14 protein-coding genes are annotated in these 16108 nt (G+C 70.2%); 8 read left to right on the top strand and 6 right to left on the bottom strand.

Going from position 1 to position 16108, the window contains the following annotated elements:
• Window positions 1-207 precede the first annotated feature (207 nt).
• On the bottom strand, window positions 208-2037 hold the full coding sequence (locus tag AB0959_RS41930; protein WP_366832113.1) for a glycoside hydrolase family 35 protein: 1830 nt from the start codon (window positions 2035-2037) through the stop codon (window positions 208-210).
• Between the two features lie 226 nt (window positions 2038-2263).
• On the opposite strand from AB0959_RS41930, the gene AB0959_RS41925 reads away from it, so the two are divergent.
• The 8 genes from AB0959_RS41925 (at window position 2264) to AB0959_RS41890 (ending at window position 12414) form a co-directional block, all read left to right on the top strand.
• Complete coding sequence (locus AB0959_RS41925) at window positions 2264-3283, top strand: LacI family DNA-binding transcriptional regulator (protein ID WP_366832093.1); 1020 nt, start codon at window positions 2264-2266, stop codon at window positions 3281-3283.
• Between the two features lie 257 nt (window positions 3284-3540).
• Window positions 3541-4863, top strand: a complete 1323-nt coding sequence (locus AB0959_RS41920; RefSeq protein WP_366832092.1) for a carbohydrate ABC transporter substrate-binding protein — start codon at window positions 3541-3543, stop codon at window positions 4861-4863.
• Between the two features lie 324 nt (window positions 4864-5187).
• Entirely contained in the window at window positions 5188-6183 is a 996-nt protein-coding gene (locus AB0959_RS41915) for a sugar ABC transporter permease (RefSeq protein ID WP_366832091.1), read from the top strand.
• 28 nt (window positions 6184-6211) lie between these two features.
• The gene (locus AB0959_RS41910; protein WP_366832090.1) at window positions 6212-7114 is read left to right on the top strand and encodes a carbohydrate ABC transporter permease; all 903 of its coding nucleotides are present in this window, start codon (window positions 6212-6214) and stop codon (window positions 7112-7114) included.
• Between the two features lie 62 nt (window positions 7115-7176).
• Window positions 7177-7356, top strand: a complete 180-nt coding sequence (locus AB0959_RS41905; protein ID WP_366832089.1) for a hypothetical protein — start codon at window positions 7177-7179, stop codon at window positions 7354-7356.
• An 8-nt stretch (window positions 7357-7364) separates the two neighbouring features.
• On the top strand, window positions 7365-8816 hold the full coding sequence (locus AB0959_RS41900; protein ID WP_366832088.1) for an alpha-L-fucosidase: 1452 nt from the start codon (window positions 7365-7367) through the stop codon (window positions 8814-8816).
• The gene (locus AB0959_RS41895) at window positions 8813-10009 is read left to right on the top strand and encodes a hypothetical protein (protein WP_366832087.1); all 1197 of its coding nucleotides are present in this window, start codon (window positions 8813-8815) and stop codon (window positions 10007-10009) included. The genes AB0959_RS41900 and AB0959_RS41895 overlap by 4 nt, the downstream gene beginning before the upstream one ends.
• Window positions 10006-12414 carry a discoidin domain-containing protein gene (locus AB0959_RS41890; RefSeq protein WP_366832086.1) on the top strand — a complete coding sequence of 803 codons (2409 nt, stop codon included), beginning with the start codon at window positions 10006-10008 and terminating at the stop codon, window positions 12412-12414. Before AB0959_RS41895 ends, AB0959_RS41890 begins: the two co-directional genes overlap by 4 nt.
• A gap of 95 nt (window positions 12415-12509) precedes the next feature.
• Here the strand turns inward: AB0959_RS41890 and AB0959_RS41885 are convergent, their stop codons facing one another.
• From AB0959_RS41885 to AB0959_RS41865, 5 genes are all read right to left on the bottom strand, one after another.
• Window positions 12510-13361 carry a fructosamine kinase family protein gene (locus AB0959_RS41885; protein ID WP_366832084.1) on the bottom strand — a complete coding sequence of 284 codons (852 nt, stop codon included), beginning with the start codon at window positions 13359-13361 and terminating at the stop codon, window positions 12510-12512.
• Window positions 13362-13400: 39 nt separating this feature from the next.
• Window positions 13401-13841, bottom strand: a complete 441-nt coding sequence (locus AB0959_RS41880) for a nuclear transport factor 2 family protein (RefSeq protein ID WP_366832112.1) — start codon at window positions 13839-13841, stop codon at window positions 13401-13403.
• Between the two features lie 76 nt (window positions 13842-13917).
• Complete coding sequence (locus AB0959_RS41875) at window positions 13918-14724, bottom strand: MBL fold metallo-hydrolase (RefSeq protein ID WP_366832083.1); 807 nt, start codon at window positions 14722-14724, stop codon at window positions 13918-13920.
• A gap of 61 nt (window positions 14725-14785) precedes the next feature.
• Window positions 14786-15406, bottom strand: a complete 621-nt coding sequence (locus tag AB0959_RS41870; protein WP_366832082.1) for a DsbA family protein — start codon at window positions 15404-15406, stop codon at window positions 14786-14788.
• Between the two features lie 123 nt (window positions 15407-15529).
• Complete coding sequence (locus AB0959_RS41865; protein ID WP_366832111.1) at window positions 15530-16024, bottom strand: MarR family transcriptional regulator; 495 nt, start codon at window positions 16022-16024, stop codon at window positions 15530-15532.
• Between the last annotated feature and the right edge of the window lie 84 nt (window positions 16025-16108).

Raw genomic sequence — 16108 nt, 5'->3', positions numbered from 1 at the left:
CACCCCCTGCGCGCCGGCCCCGCTGACGCGCTGAACCGCCGTTGGAAGCCCCAGGTCACACAGCCCGAAGTCACAGGTGGTCCGGCAGGTCGTGTGTTGGGCGAACGCGACGCCCGTGTGTCCAGCTCGCTCTTGATGCGCTCCAGCGGCCGGCCGCGTTCCCCGCGCTGGTGGTCGAAGAGGGACGTTCGGACACCCGGGACGGCGTCAGTCGAACTCCTCGACGTACGCCTCCGGCGGCCCCAGCTCGGGGCGGTCCCGCAACTCCAGGAGTCCGCCCAGCCGTTCCAGTTCGAGGACCGTCACGGTGTTCTCGCCCGCGCGCAGCAGCGGTGCCGGGCAGTACAGCGTGACCTGTGGGCCGATCTCCCAATGGCGGCCGAGGAGGAAGCCGTTGACCCAGACCAGGCCGCGGCCCGATCCCGGCAGTGCGAGGAAGGTGTCCGCGGGGGTCTCGACGTGGAAGGTCGCGTCGGCGAAACCGGCCCGCGTGGTGGCGGGACCGGCGGCGACGGCACCGGCGGCGGCACCGGCGGTGACCGCGGCGGCCAGCTCCGTGCGGGACCACTCCTGCAGCGCGACCGGCATGCTGTCCCAGCCCTGCACCATGCGCCGGTCGACGAGGACGGGGCCGAGCAGGCCCTTGTGCCGGCCGATGCCCGGGCCGTAGTTGACCCGGCCGAGGCTCTCGACCAGGACCTCGAGGCGTACGACGTCGCCGGTGCCGTGGACGGTGAGTTCCGGGGAGTCGGCGTCGGCGACGCCCAGCCACCTGCCGTCGGCGAAGACCAGGGCCCGGTCGCGTACGTCGGTGAGGGTAAGGCGGTGTTCGCCCGCCGGGATGCGCGGGTGCGCGGTGTGCAGGATCATCCCCGCGTCGAGGCCGAGTTGCTCGAACGAGGCGGGGCGCGGGGCGGTCGAGGTGGGGGCCGGTACGGCGCGGAGGCCGGCGAGCAGGTCGGCGCGGTGGACGAGCGGGACGCGGGCCGGCGGGAGCTTCGGCATGCGCTCGGGAGAGCGGAGAGGGCCACGAGCGGTGCCGAGCGCCTCGCGCATGGCGAAGAACTTGGGGGTGAGCGTGCCGTCCTCGGCGATCGGGGCGTCGGAGTCGTAGCTCGTCACGACGGACTCGTGGCGGCCCTCGTGGTCGTTGGCGCCCGCCCAGAGGCCGAAGTTGGTGCCGCCGTGCGCCATGTAGATGCTCACGCTGCCGCCGTCGGCGACGATGCCGCGCAGGGTGCCGACCGCGCTGTCCACCTCGCGGACGTGGTGCCGCTTGCCCCAGTGGTCGAACCAGCCGTTCCAGAACTCGGCGACCACGAACGGTTCGTCCGGCCGCCGCGTGGCGAGGAGCCGTCGGGCGGCCTCCGGCTTGGAGCCCAGGGTGACGGCCGTCAGGGTCCCGGGCAGGGTGCCGCCGTCCAGCATGAGCTCGGTGGGTCCGTCGGCGGTGAACAGCAGTTCCCGGATGCCGTGGCCGGTCAGGGCCCGGCGGTTCCAGCGCAGGTAGGCGTGGTCGTCGCCGTAACTGCCGAACTCGTTCTCCACCTGCACCGCCACGACCGGCCCGCCCTCGGCGGTCTGGAGCGCGGCGATACGCGGCACCAGCTCACCGAACCAGCGGCCCACGGCGGAGGTGAACGCCGGGTCCGAGCTGCGGATCGCGACGTCCCGGCCGGTGAGCCAGCTCGGCAGGCCGCCGCCCGACCACTCCGCGCAGATGTACGGGCCGGGCCGGACGACGACGTCGAGCCCCTCCTCGCCCGCCGTGCGGATGAACCGCTCGACGTCCCGCCAGCCGTCGAAGCGGGGCGCCTCGTCCTCGCGGGGCTGGTGGAAGTTCCAGGCCACGTACGTGTCCACCGTGTTGAGGCCGAGGTCGGCGAGGCGGCGGATCCGGTCCCGCCACAGGTCGGGGTGGACGCGGAAGTAGTGCAGCGCCCCGGACAGGACGCGGTGGGGGACGCCGTGCCGGAACAGGCGGCCCTCGTGCCAGGTGAGCGCGCCGGTGGCCGCGTCGGTCGTGGAGCGGGCCATTGTGGTCCGGTCCGCTGTGGAGCGGGCCGTCGAGGTTCCGGCCGTCGAGGTGCGGTCCGCCGTGGAGCGGGCCGGAGACATGGGTGCTGTGGGAGGCGGCTCAGTCACGATGTGAGCCTATGTTATCGGTGCCATGGGTAACAAGACCGCTAGAATCCGATGGACGGCCGCGAACGAACGGCGCATGGACCGACGAACAGCGCGCCGGCCGGGGGAGAGGAGCACCATGACCGAGGGCACCACGAGGCTGAGGCAGCCGAGCATGGCTGACGTGGCCCGGGCCGCCGGGGTGTCGGCGCAGACCGTCTCGCGTACCCTCCGTGACTCGCCGAACGTCAATCCCGAGACCAGGAGGCGCGTCCTCGCCGCCGTCGAAGCGGTCGGCTACCGGTTCAACAGCGCCGCCAGGGCACTGTCCTCCGGGCGCAGCCACACCCTCGGGCTCGTGCTGCTGGCCTCCGGCGGGTACTACTCGCGCTCCGCGGTGACCGCCGGCGTCGAGGCCGCCGCCGGCACCGCCGGGTACGCGGTGAACATCGCGACCATCGCCGCGCTCGACACGGGCCTGATGGAGCAGGCCCTGTCCCGGCTAGCCGACCAGGGCGTCGACGGCTTCGTCATCGCCGTGCCCCTCATCTCCGTGACACGGAAGATGGAGGACATCACCCGCGACATCCCGACCGTCACGCTCGACGGTTCGCGGACGGCGGGCGCCCGGGTGCTCGGCATCGACCAGCAGGAGGCGGGCCGCGTCGCCACGCAGCACCTGCTGGACCTGGGGCACCGCCAGGTGTGGCACATCGCCGGGCCGGACGAGTGGATCGAGGCGCGCCAGCGGCGGCAGGGCTGGCAGGAGTGCCTGGCCGCGGCCGGGATCGAGGCGCCGCCGGCCCTGGAGGGCGACTGGTCGCCCGACTCGGGACACCGGCAGGGGCAGATCATCGCCATGATCCCGGAGGTGACCGCCGTCTTCGTCGCCAGCGACGAGATGGCCTTCGGGGTGATCCGCGCGCTGCGCGAGCGGGGCCGGTCGGTGCCCGAGGACGTGTCCATCGTGAGCGTCGACGACATCGCCCTGGCGGCCCACTGCGCCCCGCCGCTGACGACCGTCAGGCAGGACTTCTACCGCTACGGCTCGGCGGCCGTCGACCTGCTGCTCCAGGGCGACGACGCCGGCGTCGACGACGCCGTGGCCGCCACGTCACTGTCGGTACGCGCCTCGACGGCGCCGCCGCGCTCCTCCTGAGCTCCTGAGCCTCATTTCGGCGGTTCGCCGAAAAGCCTCTCGTGGACCCCTTGCGCCCCGCCGTGGACGGTGCCACCGTAAGCCATCATGTTATCGGTGCCATCGCTAACACGCCCGGTTCGCATGCGACCCGGACCTCTGCGGCGGTGGCGCGGTGGCGCGACGTCACGGCGGCGCGGCCCTACGACGGGTCCGGCCCCGGACTTGTTCTGCCGCTCGCAGCCAGGTGGGCAACTGTCCACGGGAAAGGACCCCAGATGAGGAGATCGCTCGCCCTCACGGGCGCCGCGGTCACGGTGCTCGGACTGCTCACCGGCTGTTCGTCCGGCGGGAGCGGCTCGGCATCCGGCAAAACGACCCTCAAGGTCGCCGCCCTGGAAGGCGGTTACGGCCGCGCCATGTACACGCAGGTCATCAAGCAGTACGAGGCCTCGCACCCCGACATCGATGTCCAGTTGCAGATCTCGAAGAGCATCGAGGACGAGATCACCCCGAGCATGAAGGCGGGGAAGTACCCGGACGTCGTGGTGCTCGGCCAGGGCCGCAAGGCCGCCCTCACCGAGACCCTCGTCAAGGACAAGGCACTGGAGGACCTCACCTCGGTGCTGAAGGAGAAGGTCCCCGGCGAGAACAAGACCGTGGGGGACAAGCTCACCAAGGGCATCGTCGGCAACCTCAACACCAACCCCTACGGCAACGACCAGACGTACCTGATGCCGATGTACTACGCGCCGACCGCGCTCTTCTACAACAAGGGCCTGTTCGAGGAGAAGGGCTGGAAGGTCCCGACCACCTGGGACGAGATGTTCGCGCTCGGCGACAAGGCCAAGAAGCAGGGCATCCCGCTGTTCACCTACGCGACCGCCGGATACCTCGACTCGTACTTCTTCTCGCTCCTGGCCGACATCGGCGGGGAGCAGTTCTACAACGACGTCATGACGTACAAGAAGGACGTCTGGAAGACGGCGAACGCCCGCAAGGCCCTCGACCTCACCACCCGGCTGCTCAGCTACGCGGCGCCGACCACCGTCGGGTACGCCAACGAGCAGGACTTCACCAAGAACCAGCAGTCGGTCCTCGACAACAAGGCGCTGTTCATGCCGAACGGAACCTGGGTCGTCGGAGAGATGGCGGCCGCACCGCGCGCCAAGGGCTTCAAGTGGGGTCTGACACCGCTGCCGGCGGTCACCACGGGCGGCAAGCGCTACATCACGACCTCGGTCGAGTCGGTCTGGGTTCCCAAGGGCGCCCAGCACAAGGACGCGGCGAAGGACTTCATCGCCTACCTGTACTCCGACAAGGCGGCGAAGATCTTCGCCAAGTCGAACGCGGTCCAGCCGATCCAGGGCATCGCCAACACCCTGACCGGCGAGAACGCGGAGTTCTACAAGGTGTACGAGGACCCGTCGGTCGCCGCGCTCGTCGGCGGCTTCGCGAGCACCGCGCCCGTCGCGGGCGTCGACATCAAGGCCACGCTCTTCGACACCGCGAACAGCATCATCAGCGGCGACACCACCGAGGCGAAGTGGCAGGCGGCGCTGAACACCGCCAGCGAGAAGCTGCGGCAGGCGGGGGACTGAAGCGCCGGGCGGCGGGCCCGGTTGTATCGCCCCCGCCGCCCCTACCCGTCCCATCCTGTCCCTGAGGGCTGCGCCCCCAGACCCCCGCATCGGCCTGGACGGCCTCGTCCTCGAACGCCGGACGGGCTGGAATATCAGCCCCTTGGGGGCACCTCCCAGCGGTAGCTGGGGGAGTTTGAGGAGCGGGGTCCGGGGCGGAGCCCCGTGCGGGGTCGAAGGGGCGGAGCCCCTGGGGATGGGACGGGTAGGGGCGGCGGGGGCGACAAACCGGCCGGTCACCCTCTCCGCTCACCCTCCATCACTCGAGCGACCAAGGACCGTCAGGTGACGACCCTTTCCACTCCTCCCCCAGGCTCGACGAACGGCACGTCCGAAGGAGCCCGCAAGGCGCCGTCCGCCGGGAGACCCCGGCGCGGCGCCCGGGCGGCCCCGGCCCGGCGGCGCGGCAACACCCGCTTCGTAGTCGCCTGTCTGCTGCCCGCGCTGGTGCTGTTCGCGGTGTTCATGGTCTACCCGACCGTGAACGTGTTCCGGATGTCCCTCTACACCTGGGGCGGGTTCTCCCCGGACATGAACTTCGTGGGGCTCGACAACTTCCGGGACCTCCTCGACGACGACCAGTTCGTGCGCGCCTTCCAGAACACGGTCGCGCTCCTGGTCGTGGTGACCGTCGTGACGATGGGCATGGGCCTGTTCCTCGCGTCGATCATGACCCGGCAGCGGCTGCGCGGACGGAACCTGTACCGGTTCATCCTGTACATCCCGAACGTGCTCTCGGTGGTCGTGATCGCCGCGATCTTCTCCGCCGTGTACGACCAGGACAACGGCCTGCTCAACGGCACGCTCAGGCTGCTGTCGCTCGACGGCCTGCAACAGGTCTGGCTCGGCAACCAGAAGATCGTGCTCTACTCCGTCGCCATCGCGATGGTCTGGCAGTCGCTGGGCTACTACATGGTCCTCTACATGGCGAGCATGGCGAGCATCCCGGAGGAGCTGTACGAGGCGAGCGCGCTCGACGGCGCGTCCGCCGCCCGGCAGTTCTTCGCCATCACGCTGCCGCTCATCTGGCAGAGCCTGCGCACCTCGCTGACGTTCTTCATCATGAGCGCCGTCAACCTCAGCTTCGTCCTCGTCCGCGCGATGACCGGCGGCGGGCCCGACGGCTCCTCCGATGTCCTGCTCAACTACATGTACAAGCAGGCGTACACGAACTCGTCGTACGGCTACGGCATGGCCATCGGTGTCGTCATCTTCGCGTTCTCCTTCCTCGTGTCCCTCCTGGTGAGCCGGGCGACACGGCGCGAGCCCCTCCAGTTCTGACAGAGCGTTCCGAGGACGGACAGACACCATGACCACGATCAACTCCTCGCCCGGCCCCCGCCCCCGCACCGGCCGCCCCCGCACGGGCCGTGGCCTCACCTACGCCCTGGTCATCGCCCTCGCGCTCGCCATCGCGGTGCCGGTCGCCTGGGTGCTTCTCGCCTCGCTCAAACAGAAGAGCGAGTTCTTCGGCAGTCCCTGGACGCTGCCGAAGGGCCTGCACATCGAGAACTACGTCCACGCGTTCACCGACGCGCACCTGGGCCAGTACTTCCTGACCTCGGTGCTCGTCACGGTGCTGGGCCTGGTGTTCGTCCTGGCGGTCTCCGTCCCGGCGGCCTACGTCATCGCCCGGTACGAGTTCCGCGGCCGCCGCGTCGTCGAACTCGCGCTCCTGGCAGGCCTCTTCGTCAACGTCAACTACATCGTCGTACCGATCTTCCTCATGCTCGTCGACTGGGACCGCGCACTCGTCGACGTCTTCCCCGGCGGGTTCTTCATCGACAACCCCACGATGCTGTCGCTCGTCTACGCGGCCACGTCGATCCCGTTCACCATCTACCTGCTCACCGCGTACTTCCGGTCGATCCCGGTCGAGTACGAGGAGGCCGCCGCGCTGGACGGGGCGTCCCGCCTCCGCATCATGACCCGGGTCATGATCCCGATGGCGCGCCCGGCGATCACCACCGTGATCCTGTTCGACTTCCTGGCCTACTGGAACGACTTCATCATCTCGCTCACCCTGCTCCCCGGTCGCGACAAGACGCTCCAGGTCGGTCTGCTCAACCTGTTCACCGCGCAGAAGGCGGCGGCCGACTACGGGCGTCTGTACGCCGGCATGGTCATCGTCATCGTCCCCGTCCTCCTCGTCTACGCGCTCATCCAGCGCCGCCTCATCGAGGGCATCGCGTCCGGCGGAGTGAAGGGCTGACGGAAGGGCCGGTGGAAGGGCCGATGGAAGGGCCGATGGAAGGGCTGATGAAAGGAAACCCCATGAAGGATTCGACGCGTACGGCGCTGCTCGTCACCGCCCGTGCGCTCGTCACGGCAGCCTGCCTCACGCTCGTCGTCGTCGCGCGCACGACGGTCGGGTGGGGACACCTCGCCGTCATGCTCGCCGCGCTGGCCGGGCTGCTGGCCGTGGTCGCCTCGTACAACCGGCGGTTCCGGTGACGGCGCCCGTGACGTCCGGACGGACGCCGGAGCCGGCGCCGGCCCCGGGCCTGGCCGCGATCCGGCCGAGCGAGCGTCAACTCGCCTGGCAGGCCATGGAGTTCTACGGGTTCATCCACTTCGGCATGAACACCATGACCGACCGGGAGTGGGGCGAGGGCCACGACGACCCCGCCCTCTTCGACCCGGCCGGACTCGACGCCGACCAGTGGGTCACCGCGCTCAAGAGCGCCGGGATGACCGGTGTGATCCTCACGTGCAAGCACCACGACGGGTTCTGTCTGTGGCCGAGCGACGTCACGTCCTACTCGGTCGCCTCGTCGCCGTGGCGGGGCGGCGAAGGTGACGTGGTCGCCGAGGTCGCCGACGCGGCCCGGCGGCACGGACTGCGGTTCGGCATCTACCTCTCCCCCTGGGACCGCACCGACGCGTCGTACGGCTCCGGCACCGCGTACGACGACTTCTACGTCGCCCAGCTCACCGAACTGCTCACCCGGTACGGGCCGGTGTTCTCGGTGTGGCTGGACGGCGCGAACGGCGAGGGACCGAACGGCAGGCGCCAGGTCTACGACTGGGACCGTTACTACGCGGTGGTCCGGGAGTTGCAGCCGGACGCGGTCATCAGCGTGTGCGGGCCCGACGTCCGCTGGTGCGGCAACGAGGCCGGGGACACCCGTCCTGACGAGTGGAGCGTGGTCCCGCGCGCCCTTCAGGACGCCGAGCGGACCGCCGACCGCTCGCAGAAGGCGGACGACGCGGGCTTCGCCCGGCTGGTGCGCAGCGACGACCGCGACCTCGGCAGCCGCGCCGCCCTGGCCGGGCACGAGGACGACCTGGTCTGGTACCCGGCCGAGGTCAACACCTCGATCCGGCCCGGCTGGTTCCACCACACGGCCGAGGACGCCGAAGTCCGCTCCGTGGACAAGCTGTTCACCATCTACCTGCGCGCCGTCGGCGGCAACTCCTGCTTCCTGCTCAACATCCCACCGGCCCGGGACGGGCGCGTACGGGACAACGACGTGGCGGTGCTGGAGGGGCTCGGGCGGCGCATCGAGGACTTCCGGGCGCGGCGGATCGAGGCGACCGCGACGGTCTCGTCCGGGGACGCGGGTGATGTGGCGACAGCGTGGCCGGGTGCGGGTACGGGTGCGAGGCGTACTGCGTGGCGGCCGGACGACACCGACCCCCTGCCCGGTGTGACGCTCACCTTCACGCGGCCCCGTCCGGTCGAGGCGGTCGTCGTCGGGGAGGACATCACGCACGGGCAGCGCATCGAGCACGTCGTGGTCCGGGGCCGCCGGGACGGCCGGTGGACGACGCTCGCCGAGGCGCACGCGGTGGGTTACCAGCGCATCCTGACGTTCCCGCCGACCGTGGCCGACGCGGTACGGGTCGACCTGTCCGAGTACCGGGACACGCCCGTCGTCGCCCGGGTGGCCGCGATCGGAGCGACCTCATGAAGGGCACACTGCCCAGGCAGGGCACCTCGCGCAAACCCGGCAACTCCTCCTCCAAACCCAGCAACTCCCGTAATCCGAGCGCCTCGCGCAAACCCCGTGCCGCGCGGCGGCCGAGCACCTCCCCCGCGCCGCCCACCTCCCGCAGGCCGTCACGCCGGACCCTCCTCGTGCTCACCGGCGTGTGCCTGGCCCTCGCCGCGCTCGTGGTCACCGCGGTGACGCTGCTGCGCCCCGACCGCACCGACGACGTCGCCTCCCTCGACGGCCACCCCGTGACCCGCGACGAACTCCTCTTCCACATGCGGCGGCTAGCGCCCACCGTGCAGAACGAGCTGCGCAACACGTACCACCTGAAGGGCACGATCGACTGGAACGCCAAGGCCGGTGCCAAGACCGCGCTCCAGCGGCTGGAGACCCGTGCGCTCGACGAGGTCAGGCAGGACAGGACGACACTCGCCCTGGCGAAGGAGCAGGGCCTCGTCGACTCCGTGGACTACGCGGACTTCCTCGCCGACCTCGCCAGGGAGAACCAGTCCCGAGCCGATGCCGTCGCCGCGGGCAAGACCGTCTACGGCGTCACGGAGTTCACGCCCGAGGAGTACTACACCCACCGGCTCACCGAGATCACCACGAACCTGAAGGAGCGGCTCAGCGCGAACGCCCGTGACCCGCTCCGGGTCACCGACGCCGAGGTCCGGCGCACGTTCGACGCCGACCGGGACGACTGGAGCGCCAACGCGACCACGTACAAATACGCGCAGCTCGTCGTGCCCGTGCCCGCCGGCGCGTCCGCGGACTTCGCCGCCCGTCTGCAGCGGCGGGTGTCCGCGGCCGAGCACCTCGCGAGCGTCGCCACCGCGGAACCCGGGGCCAAGCTCACGACCGCCACGTACGACGGCGGCGACTCCACCGGTGTGAACGCCCACGACCAGGACCTCATGGCGGTGCTCGGAAAGCTCCGGCCCGGCCAGGTCTCGGCCGCCGTCACGGCCCCCGGCCAGATCACCTACTACGAGCTCGCCAGCAAGAAGGTCGACGAGGACAAGGCGTTCGCCGCCTACCGCCAGCGGATCCGGCAGTCCCTCGTCGAGGAGAAGTTCACCACGTTCCTCCAACGCCGGGTCAGGAACAGCGACATGAAAGTCGACACCTCGGCGCTGGACGCCATCAAGGCAAAGGAAGTACAGCGATGAGACCCTTCGATCCCGAACCACCACCCCGTTACGGCGAGACGGCACCGCCGCGCCGCCGGTTCTCGGCGCGGACGCTCCGCGCGGGCCTGGGCACCCTGTTCACCGCCCTGCTCGCGGCGCTGCTCGTGTGCTCGCTCGTCCCCTCCGCGTACGCCGCCGCGGTCCCGGACCGCACCCCCGCCAACGCCCCCGTCCCGACCGCCGCCACCGCCGCCGCCAAGCCGTCCTGGCCGGGCAACGCGCCCAACAGGACCGGCGGCACCGACTACTTCATCGACGCCACCCGCGGCCGTGACACCGCGGCCGGCACCTCACCGAAGACGGCCTGGCGCACCCTGGCCAAGGCCAACGCGACAACGTTCGGGCCCGGCGACCGCATCCTGCTCAAGGCCGGTGAGCAGTGGCAGGACGAGCAGCTGTGGCCGAAGGGCTCCGGCAGCGAGGGCAAGCCGATCACCATCTCGGCGTACGGCGACCCGGCCGCCGGACGGCCGTACATCGCGACGAACGGCCACGTGCCGAGCCCGTTCAACGCCGACGGTACGAAGAACCCCGCCACCGTCGGCCTGACCGGCGCCATCGTGCTGCGCAACCAGCAGTACTGGGACATCAACAACGTCGAGCTGTCCAACGACGACGACTTCGCCACCAACATCACCAAGGGGACCGCCACAACGCCCTACATCCGTGACGGAATCATGGTGTCGATCAACGCCGACCTGCTGAAGCCCGGCGAAGACAGCATCATGAACCACTTCCGCTTCTCGGACCTGTACGTCCACAACATCGACGGCCCGAGCTACTGGCAGAAGATCCACTACGGCGCCGTCGACTTCCAGGTCTTCGGCAGCAAGAGCTACAAGGACTACGGCACCGGCGGCTACTACTTCAAGGACGTCCGGATCGAGGACAACACCTTCGAGAACGTCGAACTGCACGCCGTCCAGTTCGCGTTCAACTGGTTCAACGCCGACGGAGCCGACGCCGGCCAGTACGACGACAACGGCAAGTGGCACGAGGGCTGGGAACAGCTGTGGGTGCGCACCCGCGACCTGTACAGCCGTGACGTCTACATCGGTCACAACTACGCCGAGAGCATCGGCCAGGGCGCGATCCAGCTCGCCAACACCAAGAACATGAAGGTCGAGTACAACGAGGTCAACGGCTTCCTGAAGCGCTACGACGCGGTGTCCTGCGCGCTGTACCTGTGGGCCGGCGCCGACTCGGTCATGCAGTACAACGAGGTCTACGGCGGCCCGTACGACGAGTTCGACGGCACGCCCTGGGACCTGGAGTACACGAACTTCAACGTCACGTACCAGTACAACTACTCGCACGACAACGCCGCGGGCTGGATGGCCTACATGGGCAACAGCTCCAACTCGGTGGCGCGCTACAACCTGAGCGTCAACGACAACGGTGTCATCGTGAAGAACATGCTGTCGACGAACTACTCGCCGACCTACTTCGCGAACAACACGTTCGTCTACGACGGTTCGAAGATGGACTACGTCCACGACGAGACGTTCCTGAGCCGCGTCTACTTCCTGAACAACATCTTCTACAACACCTCGAAGACGACCACGACGCCCTGGTACCGCAGAACCGGCGCCCTACGGCAGGCCGTGTTCTCCAACAACGACTACTACGAGGCGAGCGGCACCCACTCCACCCAGGAACCGGCCGACCCCAAGGGGCTGCGGGCCGATCCACGCTTCGTCGGTGACCCCGCCGACTACGTCACCGGCGCGGGCGTGGAACACATCCGGAAGGCGGCGGAGCACTTCGCCCTGCGCAAGGACTCACCGCTCATCGACGCCGGGCGGTACAACCCGCACCTGGGCACGAAGGACTTCCTCGGCACGGACATCTACTACGGCAAGGCACCCGACATGGGCATCGCCGAGACGCGGATCGGCCCGCGGGTGACCGATCCGGTCGACACCGACCCCATCGAGAAGGAGGCGGACAACCGGGTCGACCTCGCGCTCCACAAACCGGTCACCGCGAGCTCGACCCACTCCGGGGCGAACGGGACGCTCACCGCGGACAAGCTCACCGACGGTGACCTCACGACGCGCTGGGCCGCGGCCGACGACGCGAGCTACCCGATCACGCTCGACATCGACTTCGGCGCGGACACCACCTTCGATCAGGTCTACCTCGACGAGTACACCGACTCGGGCACCAACCCGCGGGTGCAGTCGTTCGAGCTGCAGCGCTGGGACCCCGGCACGGGCCAGTGGGTGACGTTCGCGACCTACGACGACGGTATCGGGCACGACCGGACCGTGAGCGGCTTCGGCAGCGTCACGACCTCCAAGCTCCGGGTGGCGCTCACGAAGCAGATCGCGACGGAGCAGTACACGCCGACCATGACCGAGATCGCTGTCTACCACTCGTAAACTCCGCGACTACCACCGGCGGGTAACTCCGCGACAACCACCGGCGGGTGGACGCCACGGCGTCCACCCGCCCGGTCGCGGCGGGCTCCTGCGGGTCAGGAGAACGTACGGACGACGTCCCGGACCCGCGCCACGGTGTCGCCGTACGCCCCGAAGTGCGCCAGAGCGCAGAGGTGTTCACGCAGGTGCAGCAGCGGCATGCGGTCCCGCCAGCCGTCGGCCAGGGGCGAGACCTCCTCGTACGCCCGGAAGAAGCGGTCCGGCGGAGGATCGCAGCAGTACGTCATGCTGAGGTCGGACTCGGCCCACATCCAGCACACCGCCGGGTCGATGAACACGGGTGCGCCGGCCGGGTCCGCGACGACGTTGTTGCACCAGAGGTCGCCGTGGTTGAGCACGCTCGGGGCGGCCGGGACGAGCTGCGGCAGGCGCTCGCAGATCCGCTCCAGCCCCGACAGGTCGGCCGATGCGAGGACGCCGCGAACCTTGGGCTCACGCAGGTAGCGGCGGATCCTGCGCTCGGCGAAGAACTCGTGCCCGTCGGCGGCGGGACTGTTCTCCTGGGGAAGCAGACCCAGCCATCCGTCGGTGTCCCAGCCGAACCGGTCGCCGCGCACCGTGTGCAGCGCGGCGAAGGCCCGGCCCGCCGCCTCCCAGAACGCGTCGGTGTCGGGCCGGGGCCGCAGCGCCTCCATGAGGAGGTGCCGCTCGCTCACCTCGAACACCCGGGGAGTCCGGATGCCCGCCCGCTCGTGGAGCGCCCTGAGGCCGGCCGCCTCCAGCGGGAACAGGTCGGCCGGCGCGTCGGCGGACCCCTTCAGGACGTACTCCGTGCCGTCGTCGAGGGTCAGCCGCCAGACGTCGTTCACCGCGCCGCCGGAGAGGGTCGCGGCCTCGACCACGCGCGGAACAACCGTGCTGGGCAGGCGCTTCCAGAGTGCGTTCACGGCAGCAGGGTGGTCGGTGTGCGGTCGGAGCGCAACGCCTCAGCCGGTCATGGCCTCCCGTACGAGCGCGGTGTCGACGAACTGCTCGAAGCGGACGATCAGTCCGCCGCGGACGACGAAGTGGTGGGCGACGCGGACGTCGATCGCCTTGCCGGTGGCCTTGCTGGTCGCCGTGTAGCGGGCGAGGACGACGACGTTCTCACCGTCGACGACGTAGGTGTCGTCGTGGGCGGTCCAGCCGTCCCAGTCCCGGCCGAGCTTCTCCATCACGTTCGACGTCACGCCGTCGGGGGTGCGGTAGGTGCCGGCGAGCGGGAAGCCGGCCATCTCCGTCCACTCCACGTCCGGCGCGAGGGTGGCCCTCAGCGCCGCCAGGTCACCGGCCGCGGAGGCCAGGTACTGGCGGCGGACCACGTCGGCGGGCGCGGTGGAGGTGGCGAAGGCGGTGCGGTCGTGCGTCGTGGCGTCGTTCTGCGCCATGGCGTTGCCATGCGTCGTGGCGTTGCCGTGCGTCGTGGCGTTGGCGTGCGTCGTGGCGTTGTCGTGTGTCATGCCGTCAGCCCCACGTCATCTCGCCCTTGGCGACCTTCGCGCCGATCTGCGCGGCGATCAGCATGCCGTTGTCGGGGTAGCGCGCCACGAGGGCCTCGGTGAGCGCGGCGCCGTCGGCGGCCTTGCCCAGCTCTTCCTCGAAGGCGAGCAGGTAGTCGCGGGTGGCGGTGATGGCGGAGGCGTCGGCCGGGGTGCCGGGCAGGCGGTGTCCGGGCACGACCAGCTCCGGCCGCAGCGCGGCCATCTCCTCCAGCAGGTCGACCCAGGCGGCGCGGTCGCCGGGGGTGGCGGTGTCGGCGACCCAGACGTGCTCCCGCTGGAAGAGCAGGACGCCGCCGAGGACGGCGCGCTGCTCGGCCTGCCACAGGTAGTGGCGGTCGGGCAGAGCGGCCGGGCCGCCCTTGAGCTCGAAGCGGTGGCCTTCCAGGGTGAGGTCGCCGGTCAGCGGCTGGAGGTCCACCAGGCGGCTGGGCAGGTTCGGGCCGAGCGCGGCCCACGCCTTGAGCTTGCCCTCGTAGGAGTGCCGGATGTGCTCGATGACGAGCGGGGTGGCGACGAAGACGGCGTCGGGGAAGGCGTCGGCGATCACCTCGGCGCCGAAGTAGAAGTCGGGGTCGCCGTGCGAGACGAAGACGGTGGTCAGCTTCTTGCCCGAGTCGAGGATCTCGGCGGCCAGGCGGTGGCCGTCGGCGCGGGTGAAGGCGGCGTCCACGAGAAGCGCCTCGTTCTCGCCGGTGACGAGAGTGGCGGTCTTGTTCTTGCTGCCGGCGGGGAAGTCGAGGTCGAGGACCTTGAAGGAGAGGGTGCTCATTTTTGAGGACTCCTTGCGGGGGAGGGACCGGGGGGGGAGGGGGGACGGGGGGACGGGGGGCTCAGCGGGTACGAAGGGCGGCCGCGAGTCGTTGGTCGACTTCGTCGGCGGTGGCGTTGCCGTGGGCCAGCTCTGTGACGCGGTCGCCGTCGACGGCGAGGAGGGTGGGGAAGCCGGTGACGCCCAGCGAGGCGGACCGGTGGAAGTCGGCTCCCGCCGCCACCCGCGCCTCGGAGCCCTCGAAGGCGGCGGCCACGGCGTCGGCGTCCAGCCCGGCCTCCTCGGCGACCTTCCGGTAGGTCGCGGGCTCGGACAGACTGAGTCCGTCGACGTAGAAGGCCCGCTGCAGCGTAGTGGCCAGTTCCGCGGCACGGGCGGGGGCGGCCTGGCGCAGGGCGGCGATCCCACGCGCGGCGGCCTCCGAGTCCATGACGAACGAGCCGTCGGCGATCAGCCGCTCGTACGCGTCGCCGAACTCGGCGCCGGTCAGCTCGGCGATCTTGGCGTTGGCGCCCTGGACGTAGCCGAACTGGCGGATCGGCACCCGGCGTTGCCCGGTGAACAGTCCGCCGGAGACGACCTCGACCGGTAGGTCGGGGTGGCGGGAGACGACCTCGCTCAGGGTTCCGGAGAACCCGTGCGACCAGCCGCAGTAGGCGTCGAAGACGTAGACGAGCTTCATCGAGGACCTCGGCAGGGGTGTGGCGCCCGCCGGTTGCGAGCGATCACCTGACAAAACAGTAACTGACCCGTCAGATATTTCGATCCACGTGTGACCGTCACCACACCTGCCCTGAAGCACCTCTCAGGGCAGGCGAGGCAGCACGTCCCGGGCGGAGTGACTGAGGATGCGCAGGTCCTCGGCGAACCGCTCCCGGTCCTCGGGCGGCAGAGGCGCCAGGAAGTAACGCCGGATGTTCTCCACGTGCAGCCGGGACGCCCGCACCGTGGTCTCCTCCCCCAGCGGGGTCAGCCGCACCAGACGGCCGCGCCGGTCGCCGGGGGCCTCGGCGCGCTCGACCAGCCCGGCCGCCTCCATCCGGTCCACCAGGCGCGTCGCACCGCCCGTGGTCAGCACCTGCTCCTGGGCGATGGCCCGCATCGACAACCCGGGCTCCCCCGCCCGCCCCAGGATCAGCAGCACCTCGAACACGAGATGACTGATGCCGCACTCCTGCTCCAGCGCACGCCCCAGGATGTACTCCAGCCGGTTCGCGGCCCCCTGCAACCTCCCGAACGCCAGCACCAGCGCGTTGTCCGCCGCCTCCTGCGACGACGAGATCTCCTCCGGCCCGCCCACGTCACCACCCCCGCTCCGGTCCACCACAGCCACGGCTTTCACCCACCGATCATGCCGTGTCGGCCGAGCATGCGCGGCAGGCAC

Source organism: Streptomyces sp. NPDC046862 (assembly GCF_040704615.1).
In the GTDB taxonomy this organism is placed as follows: Bacteria; Actinomycetota; Actinomycetes; order Streptomycetales; family Streptomycetaceae; genus Streptomyces.
This window is presented reverse-complemented; position numbering and strand designations above follow the sequence as displayed.